Raw genomic sequence first — 18,303 nt, 5'->3', positions numbered from 1 at the left:
GTGCAATACAAAAACGCCATTTTTGGTGCTTTATTCCGCTGCGTTATCGTTTCATTGTTAAGATACAGTGAAGTTTTCACTGGATGGACCATTGCTACGCAGATATTCGCATATAATCCCTGACAGTTTTGGTTACTACGTAAAAATTATGTTTCTAACACCTTATTTTTCAAACACTAATCACCAATTTCAGTTCACTCGTGAACAAGCAAGTCACTTCGCAAAGCGCGTAGCTGGTGATTACAACCCTATCCATGATGAAGACAACAAACGCTTTTGTGTGCCTGGTGATCTGCTTTTTGCCGTTTTGCTGAGCAAAGAAGGCGTAAGCCAAAAGATGCGTTTCGATTTCTCCGGAATGGTAAATGATGGTGTTGCACTTCACATTGAAAATAAGTGTGAAAAAGAGAGTGCGGTAGTTGATGATGCGGGCAAAGAATACCTGCACATGTCGCGTGAAGGCGAAACTAACCACAACCCTGCGTTCATTGAGCATGTCGTAACAAACTACGTTCAGTTCTCTGGCATGAACTTCCCTCACATCATGGTTCCTCTAATGGAAGACAAACAAATGATGATCAACTGCCAACGACCTCTAGTAATCTACGAGAGTATGGAAGTGGAATTCAGCCGTCTGGACCTAACTCATCCAGAAGTGGACTTTACGGGTGCAACGTTTGACGTTGAAGGCAAACGAGGCTTAGTGACGCTAAACTTCGCTTTCAAAGAAGATGGTGAAGTTGTTGGTAAAGGCATTAAGCGCATGGTAGCTAGTGGCCTTAAGCCATACGACCAAGAGGCGGTAGACGATTTAGTTCAACGCTTCCACGAACGCAAAGACGCTTTTTTAGCAAAGTTCGCTAAGGCAGCTTAACCAGCCGCCGACCAGTTCTCAAAAAAGCCCAGCAAATCGCTGGGCTTTTTGGTTCTATTCGACATCAGAATAAAAGTGTTCAACATCGACTGCTAAATATTTAAGCATGTGTTGTTTGCAACTTCTCACCATCTCAGGCCTTCCACAAACATAAATATCTGCCGCTGAAAAATCTAGCGCTAAATCGTAGCTGACTTTGAGCAAGTTCCCGATAAACCCATTAACTGGCTTATCACCTCTTGAAAGCACCGGAATAAAATTCAAGCGTTGTGCACCTTTCTCTATGCTTTGCAACTCATCCATCTCATAAAGCGCATCCACATCCTCACCTCCCCAAATGAGGGTAATCGTACGGGAACGTTCTGTACTGAGCTCTTGTAGCAACAGGCTACGAGCATAGGAATAACCCGAACCACCAGCGATTAGAATCATTGGTCGGTGAGTATCGCGTAAATAGGCATTACCCCCTATCCCTTCACAAAACGCAAAGCCCGCGACCTTCATCTCTGCTACGAGCTGCTTAGCCTTAGTCGTGCTCCTTACGTCACCTATGTGGATTGTAATCTCTCCGTAGTCTGAGGGCGCTGACGCCATAGAGAAGTAGTACACATCCTTGGAGATGGGAGCGACGACTACAATATATTGACCTGCAAGATAACTGGCATCAAATTGTGGTTTGAATTTGACCTCTACCGTAGTCAGTCCAATATTTTGTAAAGAAGTTACTGTCAATGTCTTCATTCGCTGAGCACCGCGACGACTTCACAGCGCTTGCCCGTTGACTGGCTATCTCGATCAAACTCGATTGACACGCTACAAATTCGTTTTGCGATGACTTCTGAAAGCATGATGTTTTCAATGACAAAGCAGTCACTCGCTTCGCAACGCTTATCATATGAAATGTGCTCATCACCATGCGCACCAATACCGTAGCTATCAATCAAGATAAACGCTGTTTTTTCACGCAGCAGATGATCTAATACTTGGCTATCTAGGTGTGTTGGTGTTTGACCATAATCCGCAGTTCCATAACCGTTATGCTCTAAATTTCCCGTATACAACACAACCCCTTTGCCACCGACGTCTAAACCTCGCACCATCTCAAGACTAGGCATTCCTTGGCGACAATCAATAACAACCGTATCGATGTGGTAACAGTTTCGCAGCGGCGCTTTAGTGTAACAATCAATGTGAGTCCCGATATGTCCAAATGCCTCGACAGAGTCAGATTGGCGCTTGGCCCATTGGTATGCAGGGTGAGTTTCGTTAACATCAATGTGTAATTTTTGTGTATTTGGCATAATTTGCTCCTTGTGTTTTCGCTGTCCATACTAGGATGAGACGCCCTGTCTCGTTACAAACATTCGGACAAAAAACATCACAATAGGGACAAGCACAAAATGAGCAAAGATTGGTAATTCGTATTACTGTCTTAAGTTATATCGGTTGAGGCAGCACTAGCGTGGTGCATCGAAGTGGACAGTTCAGCGGTATTGCTGCGGTGGGGAAAACAATAAAAAGCCAACCATTAAATGGTTGGCTCGATAACGTAGAGCATTTAGAACACCTTTGGTGTTGGCTTAGATCCAGCGACGCACTTGATTCTTGTAATCCAAATAATCTTCACCAAACAGTCTTTCTAATGCGCGCTCTTCTGGTTTGATTTGAAAGCGATTCATATATGCAACAAACAATACGCTACACAAAATGACACTTAGATGCTGCCACCATAAGCCAACCGCAATGATCACTAACAGTAGAGCGACGTACATTGGATTACGCGTATATGCAAAAATGCCGGTATCAACCACCATCGATGCGGTTTCTGGCTTAACGGGGTTTACCGTCGTCTTGGCTTTACGAAACTCGTAAACCCCAGCAATACCGACCGCAACTGCAAGCGCGATTAGCCCTCCGCTAACAAACTCAACAAAAGGCACCGTAATCTTCATCTCTGGCAACGTACCCTTTAACCAGTACATCAGTAGTACCATCAGCAAAAAAAGAGCAACGGGTGGTACTTTAAGCTCAAGCTTTTTCAATCTTCATATCCTTATGAGAATAAATCATAGTCATCATTGGTAACGCTTCACTACTGACAAAAAGCCCAGTTAAACTGGGCTTTCGTAAAGTATTATATCAAGGTTAGCAAAGCTTGAACCGGGTGCTTAGGTTTTACCCCTTCAAAGCGTTTGACTTGGCTTCGGCAGGAGTATCCGGTAATTAAACAACGCTCATTATCGAGTTTATCCAAGTTTGGCTTCCAACTCAGATCATAAATATCACGAGACATTGATAGCTTATCCACCTCATGACCGAAAGTACCCGCCATACCACAGCAACCTACTGGTACGGTATTCAAGACCGCGCCAAAGTGAGCGAAGATAGCCCCCCACTCTTTCTCAGCGTTTGGCATTTTGGTTTTCTCTGTACAATGCGCGAACAAATACCAAGGCGCTTGCTCATTAGATTCTAGGACCTCGAACTCACCTAGCCTTGGGTGAAGCCATTCATGGGCAGTAAGAACATCAAACTCGCCTCGCTTGCTGCCTAATACTTCAGCGTATTCATCGCGGTAACAAAGCACTAACGCAGGATCGACCCCTACCATTGGGATATCTAAATCCGCGACCATTTCAAGGAACTTCGCAGTGTCTTGCGCAGTATTTTTAAACTGACGTAAGAAACCTTTAATATGCTGCGCTTTGCCATTCGGTTTGAATGGAAGTAGAACTGGATTCATACCCAGTTTTTTAACTAGCTTCACAAAGTCTTCCACGACTTCAGCGTCGTAGTAGCTGGTAAATGGGTCTTGAACAATCAGCACATGCTTTTGCTTATCTTCGCTTGATAGACCACTTAATGCTTGAAGATCATAAGCAGTGGTTAACGTCTCAACTCGCTCCTTCAAGGTCGGAACAGAAAGCAGCGGCGCATCAACATACCCTACGGTCGAAGCCGTTAAGCTCTGAACCCAAGACTGCTTAAGCACACCATTAACCACACTTGGTGCTTTTGCCATTAATGGCAGCATAGACTCGATGTTCGACACCAAATAGTCTTTTGCTGGACGTTGGTAACGTGAGTGATAAATATTGAGAAAGCGAGAGCGGAAGCTAGGCACATCAACTTTGATAGGGCACTGGCTCGCGCATGCTTTACATGCCAAGCAGCCATTCATCGCCTCGTAAACTTCGTGAGAGAAATCATACTCATGACGGCGATTTATCGAATTACGGACACGATCAATCATGGTTTTGATGGATGTCTTGTTTTCTAGCGTTTGCTGCTCCAGATCGAGAATATCGATACCCTGCTCTGTTAGCTGGCGTAACCATTCACGAACTAATCCTGCGCGCCCTTTTGGCGAGTGGCGACGGTCTGCTGTCACCTTCATTGAAGGACACATTGGTGAACTGGTGTCGTAGTTAAAGCACAATCCGTTACCGTTACACTCCATCGCCTGTTTGAAGCTGTCACGGACTTGAACGTCAATCTGGCGGTCGAAGTAGCCGCGTTTGGTGTCGGAGACTTTTACCAGCTCTGCATCGCTATTTAGTGGCGTACAGATCTTACCCGGATTCATTTTATTGTGCGGGTCGAAAGCTGCTTTTACTCGGCGTAACTCAGTAAAGAGTTCTTCACCAAAAAACTCAGGCCCATATTCAGAGCGGAAACCTTTCCCGTGCTCACCCCACATTAAGCCGCCGTATTTCGCCACCAGCTTAACCACCTCATCTGAGATTTCATGCATCAATGCTTCTTGGTGAGGGTCGCACAGATCCAACGCTGGGCGAACGTGAAGTACACCTGCATCTACGTGCCCAAACATACCGTAGTTGAGTGATTTCGCGTCTAGTAACTCACGGAACTCAACAATAAAATCCGCTAGGTTTTCCGGTGGTACACAAGTATCTTCTGCGAAGGCTACTGGCTTCGCACGCCCTTTGGCTGCACCTAGCAGACCTACCGCTTTTTTACGCATATTGTAGATACGGCCGATACTCGCGACGTCGCTACATACTTGATAACCGATAATACCGGCTTCTTCTGTCTCCAACATGCTATCTAGCTTGGCAGTCAGGAAGGCGACTTGAGAAGCAACTTCTTCTTCATCCTGGCCTGCATATTCCACCATGTTGATGCCAAGCATCTCTTTATCTGGCACGTCGGTGATTAAGTCGCTCACTGTGTGCCAAACGATGTCTTGTTTCGCTAGGTTAAGTACTTTTGAATCAATGGTTTCTACCGACAAAGCGTTCGCTTCAACCATAAATGGGGCGTTACGCAATGCAGAATCAAAACTGTTGTATTTAACGTTCACCAAGGTGCGCGCCTTAGGAATACGGGTTAGGTTAAGCTTGGCTTCAGTAATAAAGGCCAGTGAACCTTCTGCACCACACAGCACACGTGTGATATCGAAACTATCTTCCCCCTCATCAAACGCATTCTTGAGGTCATAACCCGTTAAGAATCGGTTTAAAGGTGGAAACTTGTCATTGATTTGCGGACGTTTTTCACGGCACACCGTCTCGGTCACACGCATTGCGGTGTGCGCAAACTCACCTTCACTTGGCAAACCATTTGAAAGATCCGACTCTAACAACGAGCCGTCAGCAAAAACCGCTTGAAGTGATAGCACGTGATCAGATGTCTTACCGTATTTCAGAGACCCCTGACCAGACGCATCGGTATTGATCATCCCACCGATAGTCGCTCGGTTACTCGTCGATAGATCAGGAGAGAAGAAGAAACCGTAAGGGCGAACAGCGTCATTAAGTTGGTCCTTAACCACACCAGTTTGGACACGAACCCAACCTTCATCTTCGTTGATTTCTAAGACTTTGTTCATGTGGCGAGATAAATCAACCACAATGCCTTTCGTCAACGACTGACCGTTGGTTCCCGTCCCTCCGCCACGCGGCGAGAAGGTAATTCGCTCGTATTCTTCTTTATTGCCCAGCTTACCAATGAGAGAGACGTCATGTGTGTTTTTTGGATGGACTACCGCTTGAGGTAGCTGTTGATAAACACTGTTGTCAGTCGCTACTGCTAGGCGGCTTGAATATTGGCTTTCGATGTCGCCAGTGAATCCTGCATTTTCCAACTCTTTTAGGAAAGATAATACAAGAGGATCGACATCCGTTTGAGAGTGTAATCTTGGTAACATTGCTTCCTGCCCCTACGACACTATTCCGATCAGTGATAGGTATTGTTTTTGTTTACTTGGCCGACTCTCCAATCAATTATTGCGATAATTGAAGAAGTTGATAGGTTAAGTAATATTCTTTGAATTTCGTCACTTTACAACATTTAAAAAAGTGATCAAATCAGATTCTCATTGCAACAATTGAACTTATGCTTTCTTTTTTAGCTATTCACACCTACATTGATGCAAAACTCGCTTTTAAGACCATTATATTGAGCATTTAGAATGAAAAAAAATAAAGTAGTCACTACTGAGGATATCCTTTTAAAACTTTGTCAGTCGGTTTCTGGCGTCTTAACTTCAGCAACATCTTCTCAAGTTCACTATTCAGCAATGGTGCAAAAGATCAACAAAACCAGCCTTAAGCCAGATTTTGGCTGCTTTGTCCTTTTTGACGGTGGTTTTACTGGCTTAGTTGTCATTAACTTTACCGCAAAGGCGGCGCTAGAGATTTATACGGACTACATGCGTAATATGGGCATGCCGGAAGAAGAACTTGCAATCTCGCATACGTCTGATGAAGTCGGTGATGTCCTTGGTGAGCTGATGAACCAACTAGTGGGTGACTTCACGAATAAAATCCGCAAAGAGCTACAAACAAACATCACGCAAAACCAACCTAAGATGCTGGCTCTGAACAAGCAAGTGATTCTGCAAGTTGATACTAACCTTGACCGCCCACAAGCGCGTCGCGTGACATTCTCTACGGCAAATAACAACATCTTCTATTTGGAACTAGCAATGGATAAAACCGAGTTTATCCAGCTAGAAGAGTTTGAAGTTGCTGAAGATGAAACGCCAGATGATATCTTGGAAGCAACCCGTAAGAGTATGGAAGAAAAGTCAAAGCCTGAAACAACAGCGAATAGCGCGGCAGATGACCTACTTGACGAGCTTGGCATTTAATTTAATGTCAGCCCCCCCTCTTTTTCAAAGCACCCTTCTATGGGTGCTTTTCTTTTGTGGTGCACATAGCTTAGCAAGCTTAAACCTTTGGACATAAAGTCCTTGGTTTCGTTTTTACGCCAAAAAAGGTAATATATCCGACTTCTCAAATTTTGTGTTTTTGTTATTGGTCGTCAATGGATAAGCAAAAAGCTCTTAAGAAAATCGCTAAGTGTCTAGAACTAGGTAACTCCGCCAATGTAAACGAGGCTGCAAACGCTATCAAAATGGCGCACCGCCTCATGCTCAAATATGGTCTAGATAAAGATGACATTGAGTTTATCAAGATGGGTAAGACACAATCTTCCCACCTGTTACCTGCTAACATCAGCTCGACTATACTGCGCGTGATTCGAGGCATTAATACCAAGTTTGGTGTTGAAGCAGTTCTGTTGAACCATAAAGGTCTAAAACGAGTAGAGTTTATCGGTGAAGCTGATCGAGCGATCTTTGCTGCATTTGCCTTCGACATTATCTATCGCGAAATGAACGAAAGCACCGGACAGTTCCGCAATAGTTTTGCTGGTTCAGGCACATCATCCATGGAAGTGACTCGTCGAGTTAACTCATTTGTCTCTGGTTGGGTGGAAGGTGCGTTAGAAAAACTACCGACCATTTCACCTGATGAAGAGTCGGCAAACAAAATCAATAACTACATAGATAAAGAGTTCAAAAACATTGACCGTGAGACGTTCAAGAAACAGCTAAAAGAAGCGATGAAAAATCTCACCGCAGATTATGAAGTCGGGCTAAAGAAAGGACGCAAAGTATCTGTTAACCGCGGGGTTGGTGGCGCACAAGCTAGAAAAATGCTTGATAGCAAATAACTTTTTGGCTGAGTTCATTATCAGTCTGACTTTTACATAACAAATATCAATAACACCCTACGTATAATTCGATTCCTAATGTGAGGCTCACTTTATCGCCTCTGTTTTATATGGAGATATTCCTTTGAAAAAGATGTCTATTGCACTTGCACTAGTGCTTGCTCTTACTGGCTGTCAAGCTACTCAACGTCAAAATGCTACTACAGGCGAGTACGAAACAAACTCAACAACTCAAGGTGCTCTAATTGGCGCTATTGCTGGAGCTGCGATCGGTCTAGCAACAGGTGACAACGCAAAAGAACGTCGTAAGCATGCTCTAATTGGTGCAGCTGCAGGTGGTGCAACAGGTGCTGGTGTAGGTTACTACTTTGATCAACAAGAAGCAGAACTGCGTCGTGCACTACTTAACTCGGGTGTACAAGTAGAGCGTGTTGGTGAGAACCAGCTGCTACTTCGTATGGAAAATGGCATCGGTTTCTCATCTAGCTCATACCAACTAGATGCAGGTATCCACAATACACTGCGTGGTGTAGCGCGCATTCTTGTAGAATACCCTGACACAAGCCTAGTAATCGACGGTTACACAGACAGCACTGGTAGTGAATCATACAACCAAACGCTATCTGAGCGTCGTGCAGAATCAGTTCGTCAATTCCTAGTATCGCAAAACGTCGCACCAGGTCGTGCAATTGCTCGTGGCTATGGTGAACGTAGCCCATTATGCTCAAACCAAACTTCTGAAGGTCGTGCTTGCAACCGCCGTGTTGAAATCCAGATCTTGCCACTGAAGTAATTTGGTTGCACCATATCGGTAATAATAACGATTACCGGAGCAGGTCTAGCGAACTCCGCTAGACCTGACATACCCAATGTCTTTCAGAACCATCGCCCTTACCTTAACTTTAAGTGCCTGCCTTACAAGCACTGCATTCGCATCTCAAAGTCCTACGCAGCCTGAAGCTCAATTCGATCTAGCGCAACAACTGGCGTTAAAACCCAACCCAGACTCTCCTTCTGACGTGCGTTATTGGCTAGAGCAAGCGGCAAGACAAAGCTATATTCCAGCCCAGAAACAATTAGCTGAAGACTACGCCAGAGGATTAACAGGAAACGTTGACTTCGCACAAGCAACTTATTGGTTTACTTCAGTAGCCTTAAACGACCCAACCGATAGAGGCTTCCTCCTTGCAGACTTTGTTCAGCACCATCAAAATCGCATCACCACCGAAGATCTACTTGAGGCTTGGTACCAATTAGCGGCACTAAAAAACCCTCAAGCCGAAGAAGCTTATAATCAGTTTTTAGAAGAGCGCTTCAACCAACTAAGGGCGAAACAGGTTTCCGAGATTGTAGAGCTAGATAAAACTGCCACACACGAAGAAGCACAAGATATAGCTGCATTTGAACAGGAACAGAAAGCAGAGACCACGAATATATGGTATGCCTCAGGTGCGCTCGGATTGAGTGTATTGATTGGCGGCTTTGCTTTTGGTTACCGAAGACACAACAAAAAAGTTGAAGCCAATATCGCGCATGAAGCATCGCAATCTCTGCAATTAGAGACTCAGGTGAAAGAACTGCAGTTTGCTAATAAACAACTTAAACGCCAACTCGAAAAGGTGTTCAAAGAGTTTAAGAAAATTAAGGGGCAGTCTGACAATCAAAAACTCGCAATAGCATGTGCCACATTTGGCTACACACCACAGCGTATTCCCGACAGTAAAGCAGTGAAATTGCGCTACAGACAATTATCGAAACTCTATCACCCTGATTCTAGGGGAAGTGAAGATGAGATGAAGCGTTTAAATCAAGCGTTTAAAATTATCTCACAAAATGTTACAAAAGAGTAAACTGAAGCAATACTCCCTTTCCTTGCGAGCTTTTCATCCTAGAAAACAAAGGCTCGCAATCGATCTCCCTCTCAAACAAATTAACAGACATTTAACTTAACGTTCGTTTGTATGCCATAATACGGGGCGAAAAATAACACCTAGCGACTCAAAACTAATTTAGGTGGGGAGAAAATCAATGTTCACTGAAGAAGGCACCTGTGACTGGTGTAAAAAACCTAGCTTTGTAACTCGTCATGATTACCTTGATGGGAAGTACCATCGCTCTTGCAAATCTTGCTTCGACATCGCGAAAATCGACGTTCGCCTGTTTAACCAAGGCGAAATGCAAATGCGTGAACGCATGGCACACCAAGCGAGCTAATCAGAACAAATCAATGGAACTGATTTTCAAAGGCGCCTTTTTAGAGGCGCTTTTTTGATCTCTAAACATGATAGCAACTGTATCAAACAACGACGCACTCTAGTTTGCGACAATACTAAATCAAATCACTTTCTAAGGTTGTACCTTTGAGTGGATAAGCGCACTTCAAAGCGCTCCCTCCTTTATCCAAAGCACTGTATAGACGAAAAAAAGTACTGTATATACAGTTGTAATGACCTGTAGATAGAAAAAGAACACTACTTATCTCACATTTATCCCCTTTCATAAAAACAAGCAAAACCAAAAATAATTCCTCTAAACTTCAATAAGTTACAAAAACAAACATAAATAACCATAGGAAAATATTAACTTAAACTTTTAAAAATCGGTTGATCTGTCACCAAAAACAAACTACTGTATACACATACAGCATGTATAAAGGAACAGTAAGATGCAGTTACAAAGTCAATCTCATACATACTCTCGCTACAACGTATTGGCACAAGCAACACAACCTATGGATGTGTCTGACCAACTTCTTTCTAAGTTGGCTGTATTGTCTCAACAGCAACAGTGGATTCTGTTTACTGCTGAGTGTCCTCGCCCTGATTTTGAGCAACTTGCTGCTTCTAACATTCGCTGTCAAAACATCATTCAAATGAAGCCATCTCAACAGCTTTCTGAAGTGGAAATCGTTATTAAAGCTATTCAATCTGGTAATGCTAGCGCTGTTGTCGCATCGAACAAGATTGCATTAATGAATCAATCAATGCTTCACGATATTGCCCAACGTTATCAGTGTGAAGTCTTTTTCGTCGAAGGCAGAGTGAACAAGTACCACTAACAAGATCGACGTTATCCATCCTGCATCTCGCCTCCTTTTAAGGAGGCTTTTTTTGTACTTCAACAAATTAAGGCAAACGTTTGCTTTTTCTCTGGCGAGTTAAAATAGTTCTGGTATGATGCCCTCATTCGATTTATTCAGCGCACATTGTTCGCTGGATATCTTCTCTTTATGACGTTTGATTAAGATGATAGGAATGTCGCAATGAGCCTTGCTAATCAAGTACTTGCCGTCAATGACGACCTGCCAATTCGCACCCGCAAGCCTGTACACAGCGGAAAAGTTCGCTCTGTATACTGGTTAACTGAAGAAGACAGCGCACGACTGATCAAAGAAAAAGGATACGATGTTGCTCCTGATGCCCCACTGGCAATCATGGTGATCAGTGACCGTATCTCCGCATTCGATTGTATCTGGCACGGCGAAGGTGGGCTAAAAGGCGTTCCAGGAAAAGGGGCGGCACTAAACGCGATTTCTAACCACTGGTTCAAATTGTTTAAAGACAACGGTCTTGCTGATAGCCATATCTTAGACATCCCTCACCCATTCGTTTGGATTGTGCAAAAAGCGAAGCCAGTGAAGATTGAAGCGATCTGTCGTAAATACATTACTGGTTCTATGTGGCGCGCTTATTCAAATGGCGAGCGCGAGTTCTGTGGTATTCAGCTTCCTGAAGGCCTTGAGAAAGATAAAGCGCTACCTGAATTACTAATGACACCTTCAACCAAAGGTATCTTGAGAGGCATTCCCGGCGTACCTGAAGCGGATGACGTGAACATCACTCGCCAAAACATCGTAGATAACTTCGAAGCCTTTAACTTCTCTAGTGCAGAAGACATTGCACAATACGAGAAGCTACTAAAAGAGGGCTTTAATGTAATCAGTGATGCCCTTAACACCATCGACCAAACGTTCGTTGATACTAAGTTTGAATTTGGTTACGTGCACGATGCAGCAGGTAAAGAAAAGCTGATTTACATGGATGAAGTAGGCACGCCAGACTCTTCACGCATTTGGGATACGAAAGAATACCAAGCGGGCAATATCGTAGAAAACTCGAAAGAAGGTTTCCGTCAGTTCTTGCTAAACCACTTCCCTGACCCTGATATTCTGCTTAACAAAGAACGAATGCCAGAGCGCGAAGCGCTCGCTCGTGATAACGACCTGCCTGTTGACTCTTTGATGGACATTTCACGAACTTACATCGGTATCGCAGAAAAAATCACTGGTCAGCCAATCACGTTAAGTGACAATCCCAAAGCGGAGATCATTGAGATCTTAAGCAAAGAGTACGGTTTGATCGACTAACTTCATCTCTAAAATGAACGTTTAAAATGCACCAAACAAAAAGTCCGCAAAATGCGGACTTTTTTGTTCAAACTAAAATCAACGTTAGCTGTCTAGTTAATATCTAACGTTACACCATCAGTAGTAGAAGCTGACTTAGTCGTAACTCGATACTCTTTATCTGTAATAGTCGAGACCATGTACCACGTTGATTCTGCTTTGTCCGGAGTGAAGGTTACTCGCATAAAACCACGCTGTTTGATATCTGTCCATTGAAGCTCTTTAGATAAGTGAGGAAGCGTAAACTCCATTTGAGCAATCGCAACCGGATCCAACCCTAAATAAGCTTCTAAACCGGGAGAACTGACAGAGCTTGTTGCAAACTCCACACCGATGGGATTACCCGACATATCTGCCAGCTCGCTTGTCCATGCGTTATGGGTATCCCCTGCTAGACAAACGAAATTGCCAGAAACGGATTGTGCTAACTGGTACAGCTTTTCTCGTTCAACATAGTAACCATCCCACGCATCAAGGTTATACGGTAATGTCACTGGGTCTGAGCTTGGGTCAGCAAGATACGCTGTCATCGCGGAGTTAACGGCCAATAACGCTGCCGATTTCTGCTCATCTGTGGCGGTAAAGAGTTGAAACATCGCTAGCATGACGCTGCTTGGAATTTCCATCTTCGACATTAGTACTTGCTGGCCTAACACGTTCCACTTTGAGTTGTTAGTTGTAAACTGCTCAACTAACCACCCTAACTGGTCCATCCCAAGAAGCTCTCTGTCGCTTGCTCTCGACTCAGCCACAAGTTGAGCAATACCCTCCATTGAAGGGGGTGACATGGAAAAGTAGTCTAAAGGCTTATCACGTCCTACCAAGCGAGTATCAAGCATCATCAGGTTAACAAGGTCACCAAACGCGAACTGCCTATATATCAACATGTTTGATATTGGGTTTTCACGTACTGGTAGCCACTCTACCCAAGCAGCTGCTGCTGCCGCTCGACGATCATAAAAACTCCCCTCTGAATCTTGATGGTTTTCGGCGCCTTCTTTCCAAGCATCGTTCGCGAGTTCGTGATCATCCCAAACGGCAATCATTGGTAAAGTCGCATGCAGTTCCTGCAAATCAGAATCTTGTCGATACTGTGCGTAACGAGCTCGATAGTCTTCTAATGTGACACATTCTGTCCCTTTGCTTGGCTCTCTACCAAGAGCAGTAGCATTCTCAGTCGCGTATTCACCTGAACCATATTCATAGATATAGTCCCCCAAATGTAAAACCACATCGATAAATTTGCTTTTATGTTGGTTAATGATTTCACGATAAACATTGAAATAACCCGCTGGATAATTCGCACACGATACGACGGCCATTGATATTTCATCAATAGCGCCCTCCGGTAGAGTGTGCGTCTCTCCAATAACACTTGAAGCGTCTCCAACCAGGAAGCGATAATAGTATTTGGTGTTGGCGTTGAGGTTCATCACATCAACTTTTACGGTAAAGTCTCGACTGGTATCAGTTGAAAACACGCCTTGCTGAACGACATCTGAAAAATTCATATCAGAAGCAACTTGCCACTCTACGTCGACGTTTGCTGCCTCGGTTGAGACTCGCGTCCAAATAATGACTTGGCTTTGTGTTGGATCCCCGCTCGCAACCCCATGCTCAAAAGCTGCACTCGCGACTAACGTATCATCATCGCTATTACATCCAACTAGACCAGTTGCAACTGCTGTCGAAGACATGGCTTTGATAAAATCTCTACGTGACAAAGACATATTAACTTCCCCTGTTATTTTTTATTCCTTTCGCTAAGAGCGATTGTTCGGCCTAATGCGAATAAGTTATCAATCACAAATAGCGTCTAAACATTGTTTGTGAAACACAAACTTAGAAGCACGTTATGACAATTGCATGTCAAAACGTTACAAAAATGTTAAATTAAGTGTAAATACTCTATATTCATCACACTTATTATCAATTCTGCATTAATAACAAATAGGGAAATGTTGCTTTTGGAGACAAAAAAGCGACTGTCGGATCAGTCGCTTGTTATTAGATGTTTAAAGTGAAGAAAAAGAAAGGCTAAAGTTTGACAGTCAAAACATCCGGTTCACTACTCTCTATTTTGAGTTTACTTCTTTGCTCAATGTACTCAATTTGCTGAGCCTCCAAAGCATAAGGCATAACCACGCGCAGCTCATGTATACCTTCACCTTGCGCTAACCTCACTAAAGTAACCAAATTGGACTCATCACTCTGACGTGAAGACATCGATTTCAATGCAGCTTCCCAAAGACGATCTTCGGGCTGCGTTAATTCCGCGATGTTCTGTTTCCACATTATGCCAAAAATAGGAGCAATGGTGGAAAACGCTTCTAGAAAGGTCCACTTTTTACTACCAGATGCGCCTAGAAAGCTAGTGTAGTCGAATTCAATGCTTCTCTTTCCTTGTTGTTCCATCATAGGCCTCGACACGCTTTTTATTAGATATACCAAATATCGTTCAACTGTTTTGATATAGCAATAGGATATAAGACAATAGTCTTTTATGCCCTAATTTACATTCAAAAGGAAATATAAGAACCAGACTTGTAACAATCGATGTACAGCTTCGCCATATATAAGCATTCAATTGATTAATATTTTAATGAGTAAAGAAAAGCCGACTTCATTAGTCAATCAGATGGAAAACATTTATAAATTCATAAGTTTAATACCAAGCCCAAGCCGAGTCTGAGAGTGGTTGTAATCGATCAAGGTTTCACCATACCCGTGATAACCCTGTAGATAGATACCTAAAATATCGTTAATCGAGTGCGTATAACCCAGTTCAACCCCACCTTTATCCGATGAGAAGTTATAAAAACCCCGAGCATCGATTACGCCAGGTCCAGTATAGAATTTGCTCCAAAGTTTATATGGTGCATAAAAGTCTTCCATATCATCATGTTCAGACTTAAATACCCACCAACCTTGAACGCCATACTCGATCAGTCCGGACACGCGTTCCAAAGATAAGTAAAGACGATCCCAACTGCGCGATAAGGCCGTCGACTGACCATTTGACTCATGCATGTACCCTGTCTCTAAATGGTTAAAGAGCAACATGTTCGACTGATGTGCCAAAAAGACTTGAGGCCTGTAGTTGGTTTCTCTAAAAGGTGAAGAAATATCGTTGTTCGCCAACTGCCACAAAGATTTTTGGGTATAGGAAGCTAGCACAGCAGTACCCGAGTTAAAGCGATACACTGGCACTGATGCGGAGAGTTGGAACTTTACTTCAAATTGCTGAAGTTGATCGACGTCCTCAGCCTTTCCTCTCAAAACATCTCTATTAATATCTGTCGTGTACGTACCTAATACATAGTTGTCTTCGTATGTTGCAATGTTAGTGAGGCTTTTGCTCTGCACAAACATTGGAAACAAAAGAAGCGGAAGGATTTTAAATTTCATTACTCTCCTATACTCGCCGCCCACAGAGCGGCAATTGTATTCCTATTAAGCTCATATACTTGAGCCATAAATAAAAAGAACGGTATCTGTAGCAAATACCGTTCCAGTACAAAAATCTCGCTATCTCGTTGAAGGCTACTTCACATCGATGACACGACTGGCTTTTTTGTACTGCACTTTCCAACCTGACCAACGAGGTAACTCCCAGCGTTTAGGATCGCCCTTTCGATTGCCATCTGTGTAAATAACATGAACCAACTTACGAGACACAAAGTACTCTACGTCGAGTTTTAACTCAGCCAACAGCAATTTAAGCGGAAACTGCTCTGCAAAGTCCTGATATTCCCAATCTGGTATGCCTTCAAATGGGATGTCGTCCGCTTCAAACAGTTCAATGTCTTCCATGCTTTCCACGCCAAGCGTTTCTAACTGTTCCACGAGCCAAGTTGAAAAAGACAAATCATCAAGCGTGGCTTTATCGATAGGCTCTTGATGTAACCCAAGCTTGTTATAAATCTTCCAATGTTGTATTTGTTGTTTTCTTAACGGGGCGAAACCCGGCAGTAGTGTTTCGTCTTCAATCATCTCCACGATGGATTGAACAGCGACACCACCTTGAAGCACTTGGTATTCAGTGCAAATGGTTCGTCCTGCATAGATCAAGTGCATGGTGGCGCGCGGAGCTTCTTCCTCATAGTTGGTTTCACCTTGTTGCCACTCACCAAGTTCTAATTCACGCAGCAACTTAAGTGAAATAGGTAGCATCACAGAGGCAAGGTTCAGTGTCTGCTTTACACCTCTTCCGGGAACGCTATGGCTATCTAGCACTAATGCTGCTTCGCTACTATCAGGAAAACGGCTGTTACGGCCGACCATCATTTCCATCAAACCATTACCCAATGCATCACGACGTCGTTCTCGGCGCACGAATACAAGCTCAGGATGTAACTTGGCGATAGCTTTGGTTAACTCATCACGCTTGTATCGAGATGCGACTTCAAGCTCTGGCAATTCAAATACTTCTCGCATCTGCTTTGCTAAACCTTGCGCTTCTTCAAGCACGTTCAGATCAATGTTAACGCCGGGCAGTTGCTCCCCACGCACCAAGCGAATCATCATCGAGGCATCACAGCCAAATGGCTCTTCTATTGCTAATGCTTCGGCCGATTCCCCGCCTTGCAATTGATACAATTGAGCCGGCACAGAAAGCGCTGCTGCTAAGTCGATCATCGCTTCTTTTTCTGATTTGGTTTGGATACGAGTCACTAAATCCGCAAATAAGGCATCAATTGGTAGAGGGTAAACTCTTTTACCATGCTCGGTGATATCACCTTGCTCGTCGATCGCTTCCATCCCTTGCAGGATTTGGAGTGCTGAGTTGAGTGACTTTTCAGGCACAGAATCAAGGAATGAAAGTTCAGAAAGTCTATAACCACAACAAGCCGCTGCGAGCATTGGCTCTACAAGTTCTTCACGATGCAATTCAGGCGGCGTAACTAATTCTAACGGCGCATGTTCACCAAACAAACGAATGCACGCCCCTTCAGCAACACGACCTGCACGCCCCATTCGCTGCGCTGCACTGGCTTTAGAAATGTTGGTTAACGTCAGTGCTGTACGTCCATTTCGTTGTACGGTTCTGCGCTCCAAACCACTGTCGATCACGACGCGAATATTTGGAATAGTCAGAGAGGTTTCCGCGACGTTAGTAACCAATACGACTTTGCGTTGCTTTTGCACTGTCAGTGCACGGTGGCGCTCTTCATCACTGACTGAAGCATGTAACTTTACCACCAGCACATCATCGAGATTTTGCAGCATCTGTGAACATTGAGTGATCTCTTTACGACCCGGTAAGAAAACAAGAAGATCACCCTCTTCGTCTTCTAGCGCTTCTTTCACTGTTCGAACGACATCGTTCTCACAACCTTTTTTGTTCGGCAAATAACGACTATCCACCGAGCGATAAGTCACGGTGACAGGAAAACATCGTCCTTCAGAACGTAAGCGCTTTGCATCCAGATAATTCGCCAGCTTTTCGCCCTCTAAGGTTGCAGATGTGACAATCAAACGGTGCTGTTTTTCTTGCTTTAAAATCGCCGTAAGGAGATCAATGTCCCAGCGGCGTTCATGAAATTCGTCCACCATCACGATATCGAAGCTAGCCAGTTTATTTTCCGCGAACCAGCGCAGTGCAACTCCGGGTGTCACGAACACAACATTGGTGTTTTCATCGTAGTGAGCATGAAGCTTAATCGCGTAACCAATCTGCTTACCTAACGGTTGACCGGATTGCTCAGCTAGAAACTCAGCTAAAGATGTACAAGCAATTCGACGTGGCTCAATCACCAATACTCGACCGTGATTGGCAGCCCAAAGCGGCAAGCGTGTGGATTTACCTGAACCTGTTTCGGCTTCTACCACCAAGTGATGTTGATTCACCAGTCGGTCAAATTCAGCTTGTAAGCTATCGATAGGTAATTGAGACATAATAGATTAGAACGTGATATTAGATAGCGAGGGAGTATACCAGAGTCAGAAATCCCTGCTCTAAGATTCACTATGCTCGATTCAGTGACGATATTTTCGTCTAGAAGCAGATTTTTTTGCGACATTACGTTGATGTACATCAACG

General features: G+C 43.9%; 16 protein-coding genes. 8 read left to right on the top strand and 8 right to left on the bottom strand.

The features are described 5' to 3' along the window. Positions 1-148: 148 nt before the first annotated feature. Positions 149-874 (top strand): DUF3581 domain-containing protein, encoded by a 726-nt coding sequence (locus BSZ04_RS14370; RefSeq protein WP_010448633.1) that lies wholly within the window; start codon positions 149-151, stop codon positions 872-874. 54 nt (positions 875-928) lie between these two features. On the opposite strand, the gene BSZ04_RS14365 is transcribed toward BSZ04_RS14370, so the two are convergent. The 4 genes from BSZ04_RS14365 to ydiJ all read right to left on the bottom strand — a co-directional run bounded on the left by BSZ04_RS14365 (position 929) and on the right by ydiJ (position 6,044). Further along, entirely contained in the window at positions 929-1,615 is a 687-nt protein-coding gene (locus BSZ04_RS14365; protein WP_088880645.1) for a ferredoxin reductase domain-containing protein, read from the bottom strand. Continuing rightward, positions 1,612-2,175 (bottom strand): cyclase family protein, encoded by a 564-nt coding sequence (locus BSZ04_RS14360; protein WP_088880644.1) that lies wholly within the window; start codon positions 2,173-2,175, stop codon positions 1,612-1,614. Before BSZ04_RS14360 ends, BSZ04_RS14365 begins: the two co-directional genes overlap by 4 nt. 279 nt (positions 2,176-2,454) lie before the next feature. Continuing rightward, a complete protein-coding gene (locus BSZ04_RS14355; RefSeq protein ID WP_088880643.1) occupies positions 2,455-2,916 on the bottom strand; it encodes a methyltransferase family protein in 462 nt (153 codons plus the stop codon). Between the two features lie 92 nt (positions 2,917-3,008). Beyond that, complete coding sequence (gene ydiJ, locus BSZ04_RS14350; RefSeq protein ID WP_088880642.1) at positions 3,009-6,044, bottom strand: D-2-hydroxyglutarate dehydrogenase YdiJ; 3,036 nt, start codon at positions 6,042-6,044, stop codon at positions 3,009-3,011. A gap of 264 nt (positions 6,045-6,308) precedes the next feature. Here ydiJ and BSZ04_RS14345 point away from each other — a divergent pair, with 264 nt between their 5' ends. The 7 genes from BSZ04_RS14345 to BSZ04_RS14315 all read left to right on the top strand — a co-directional run bounded on the left by BSZ04_RS14345 (position 6,309) and on the right by BSZ04_RS14315 (position 12,221). Beyond that, a complete protein-coding gene (locus BSZ04_RS14345; protein WP_088880641.1) occupies positions 6,309-6,989 on the top strand; it encodes a DUF3334 family protein in 681 nt (226 codons plus the stop codon). Positions 6,990-7,165: 176 nt separating this feature from the next. Beyond that, positions 7,166-7,855, top strand: a complete 690-nt coding sequence (locus tag BSZ04_RS14340; RefSeq protein WP_010448629.1) for a DUF2786 domain-containing protein — start codon at positions 7,166-7,168, stop codon at positions 7,853-7,855. A gap of 124 nt (positions 7,856-7,979) precedes the next feature. Next, complete coding sequence (locus BSZ04_RS14335; protein ID WP_029560995.1) at positions 7,980-8,648, top strand: YiaD family glycine zipper/OmpA-like lipoprotein; 669 nt, start codon at positions 7,980-7,982, stop codon at positions 8,646-8,648. Between the two features lie 76 nt (positions 8,649-8,724). Further along, positions 8,725-9,705: a J domain-containing protein gene (locus BSZ04_RS14330; protein ID WP_088880640.1), complete on the top strand. Its 981-nt coding sequence runs from the start codon at positions 8,725-8,727 to the stop codon at positions 9,703-9,705. 178 nt (positions 9,706-9,883) lie between these two features. Continuing rightward, complete coding sequence (locus BSZ04_RS14325; protein ID WP_010448626.1) at positions 9,884-10,069, top strand: hypothetical protein; 186 nt, start codon at positions 9,884-9,886, stop codon at positions 10,067-10,069. A gap of 451 nt (positions 10,070-10,520) precedes the next feature. Continuing rightward, complete coding sequence (locus BSZ04_RS14320; protein ID WP_088880639.1) at positions 10,521-10,913, top strand: SulA-like leucine-rich domain-containing protein; 393 nt, start codon at positions 10,521-10,523, stop codon at positions 10,911-10,913. Between the two features lie 204 nt (positions 10,914-11,117). Further along, entirely contained in the window at positions 11,118-12,221 is a 1,104-nt protein-coding gene (locus BSZ04_RS14315) for a phosphoribosylaminoimidazolesuccinocarboxamide synthase (RefSeq protein ID WP_088880638.1), read from the top strand. 92 nt (positions 12,222-12,313) lie between these two features. Here BSZ04_RS14315 and BSZ04_RS14310 read toward each other — a convergent pair whose 3' ends face one another. The 4 genes from BSZ04_RS14310 to BSZ04_RS14295 form a co-directional block, all read right to left on the bottom strand. Continuing rightward, complete coding sequence (locus BSZ04_RS14310) at positions 12,314-13,990, bottom strand: alkaline phosphatase D family protein (RefSeq protein WP_088880637.1); 1,677 nt, start codon at positions 13,988-13,990, stop codon at positions 12,314-12,316. Between the two features lie 307 nt (positions 13,991-14,297). Further along, positions 14,298-14,675, bottom strand: coding sequence for a hypothetical protein (locus tag BSZ04_RS14305; protein ID WP_029560994.1), 378 nt, complete (start codon positions 14,673-14,675; stop codon positions 14,298-14,300). 234 nt (positions 14,676-14,909) lie between these two features. Then, positions 14,910-15,668, bottom strand: coding sequence for a phospholipase A (locus BSZ04_RS14300; protein ID WP_088880636.1), 759 nt, complete (start codon positions 15,666-15,668; stop codon positions 14,910-14,912). A 135-nt stretch (positions 15,669-15,803) separates the two neighbouring features. Beyond that, the gene (locus BSZ04_RS14295; RefSeq protein ID WP_088880635.1) at positions 15,804-18,158 is read right to left on the bottom strand and encodes a helicase-related protein; all 2,355 of its coding nucleotides are present in this window, start codon (positions 18,156-18,158) and stop codon (positions 15,804-15,806) included. Positions 18,159-18,303: the final 145 nt, after the last annotated feature.

This window comes from Vibrio rotiferianus, assembly GCF_002214395.1.
GTDB lineage: Bacteria > Pseudomonadota > Gammaproteobacteria > Enterobacterales > Vibrionaceae > Vibrio > Vibrio rotiferianus.
The sequence above is the reverse complement of the archived record's forward strand: the minus strand, read 5'-3'. Positions and strand labels throughout refer to the sequence as shown.

Excerpts from the sequence above, each read along its gene's own strand:
- BSZ04_RS14370 (WP_010448633.1), top strand. The coding sequence starts at position 149 with ATGTTTCTAACACCTTATTTTTCAAACACTAATCACCAATTTCAGTTC.
- BSZ04_RS14365 (WP_088880645.1), bottom strand. The coding sequence starts at position 1,615 with ATGAAGACATTGACAGTAACTTCTTTACAAAATATTGGACTGACTACG.
- BSZ04_RS14360 (WP_088880644.1), bottom strand. The coding sequence starts at position 2,175 with ATGCCAAATACACAAAAATTACACATTGATGTTAACGAAACTCACCCT.
- ydiJ (WP_088880642.1), bottom strand. The coding sequence starts at position 6,044 with ATGTTACCAAGATTACACTCTCAAACGGATGTCGATCCTCTTGTATTA.
- BSZ04_RS14345 (WP_088880641.1), top strand. The coding sequence starts at position 6,309 with ATGAAAAAAAATAAAGTAGTCACTACTGAGGATATCCTTTTAAAACTT.
- BSZ04_RS14340 (WP_010448629.1), top strand. The coding sequence starts at position 7,166 with ATGGATAAGCAAAAAGCTCTTAAGAAAATCGCTAAGTGTCTAGAACTA.
- BSZ04_RS14330 (WP_088880640.1), top strand. The coding sequence starts at position 8,725 with ATGTCTTTCAGAACCATCGCCCTTACCTTAACTTTAAGTGCCTGCCTT.
- BSZ04_RS14325 (WP_010448626.1), top strand. The coding sequence starts at position 9,884 with ATGTTCACTGAAGAAGGCACCTGTGACTGGTGTAAAAAACCTAGCTTT.
- BSZ04_RS14320 (WP_088880639.1), top strand. The coding sequence starts at position 10,521 with ATGCAGTTACAAAGTCAATCTCATACATACTCTCGCTACAACGTATTG.
- BSZ04_RS14315 (WP_088880638.1), top strand. The coding sequence starts at position 11,118 with ATGAGCCTTGCTAATCAAGTACTTGCCGTCAATGACGACCTGCCAATT.
- BSZ04_RS14310 (WP_088880637.1), bottom strand. The coding sequence starts at position 13,990 with ATGTCTTTGTCACGTAGAGATTTTATCAAAGCCATGTCTTCGACAGCA.
- BSZ04_RS14305 (WP_029560994.1), bottom strand. The coding sequence starts at position 14,675 with ATGGAACAACAAGGAAAGAGAAGCATTGAATTCGACTACACTAGCTTT.
- BSZ04_RS14300 (WP_088880636.1), bottom strand. The coding sequence starts at position 15,668 with ATGAAATTTAAAATCCTTCCGCTTCTTTTGTTTCCAATGTTTGTGCAG.
- BSZ04_RS14295 (WP_088880635.1), bottom strand. The coding sequence starts at position 18,158 with ATGTCTCAATTACCTATCGATAGCTTACAAGCTGAATTTGACCGACTG.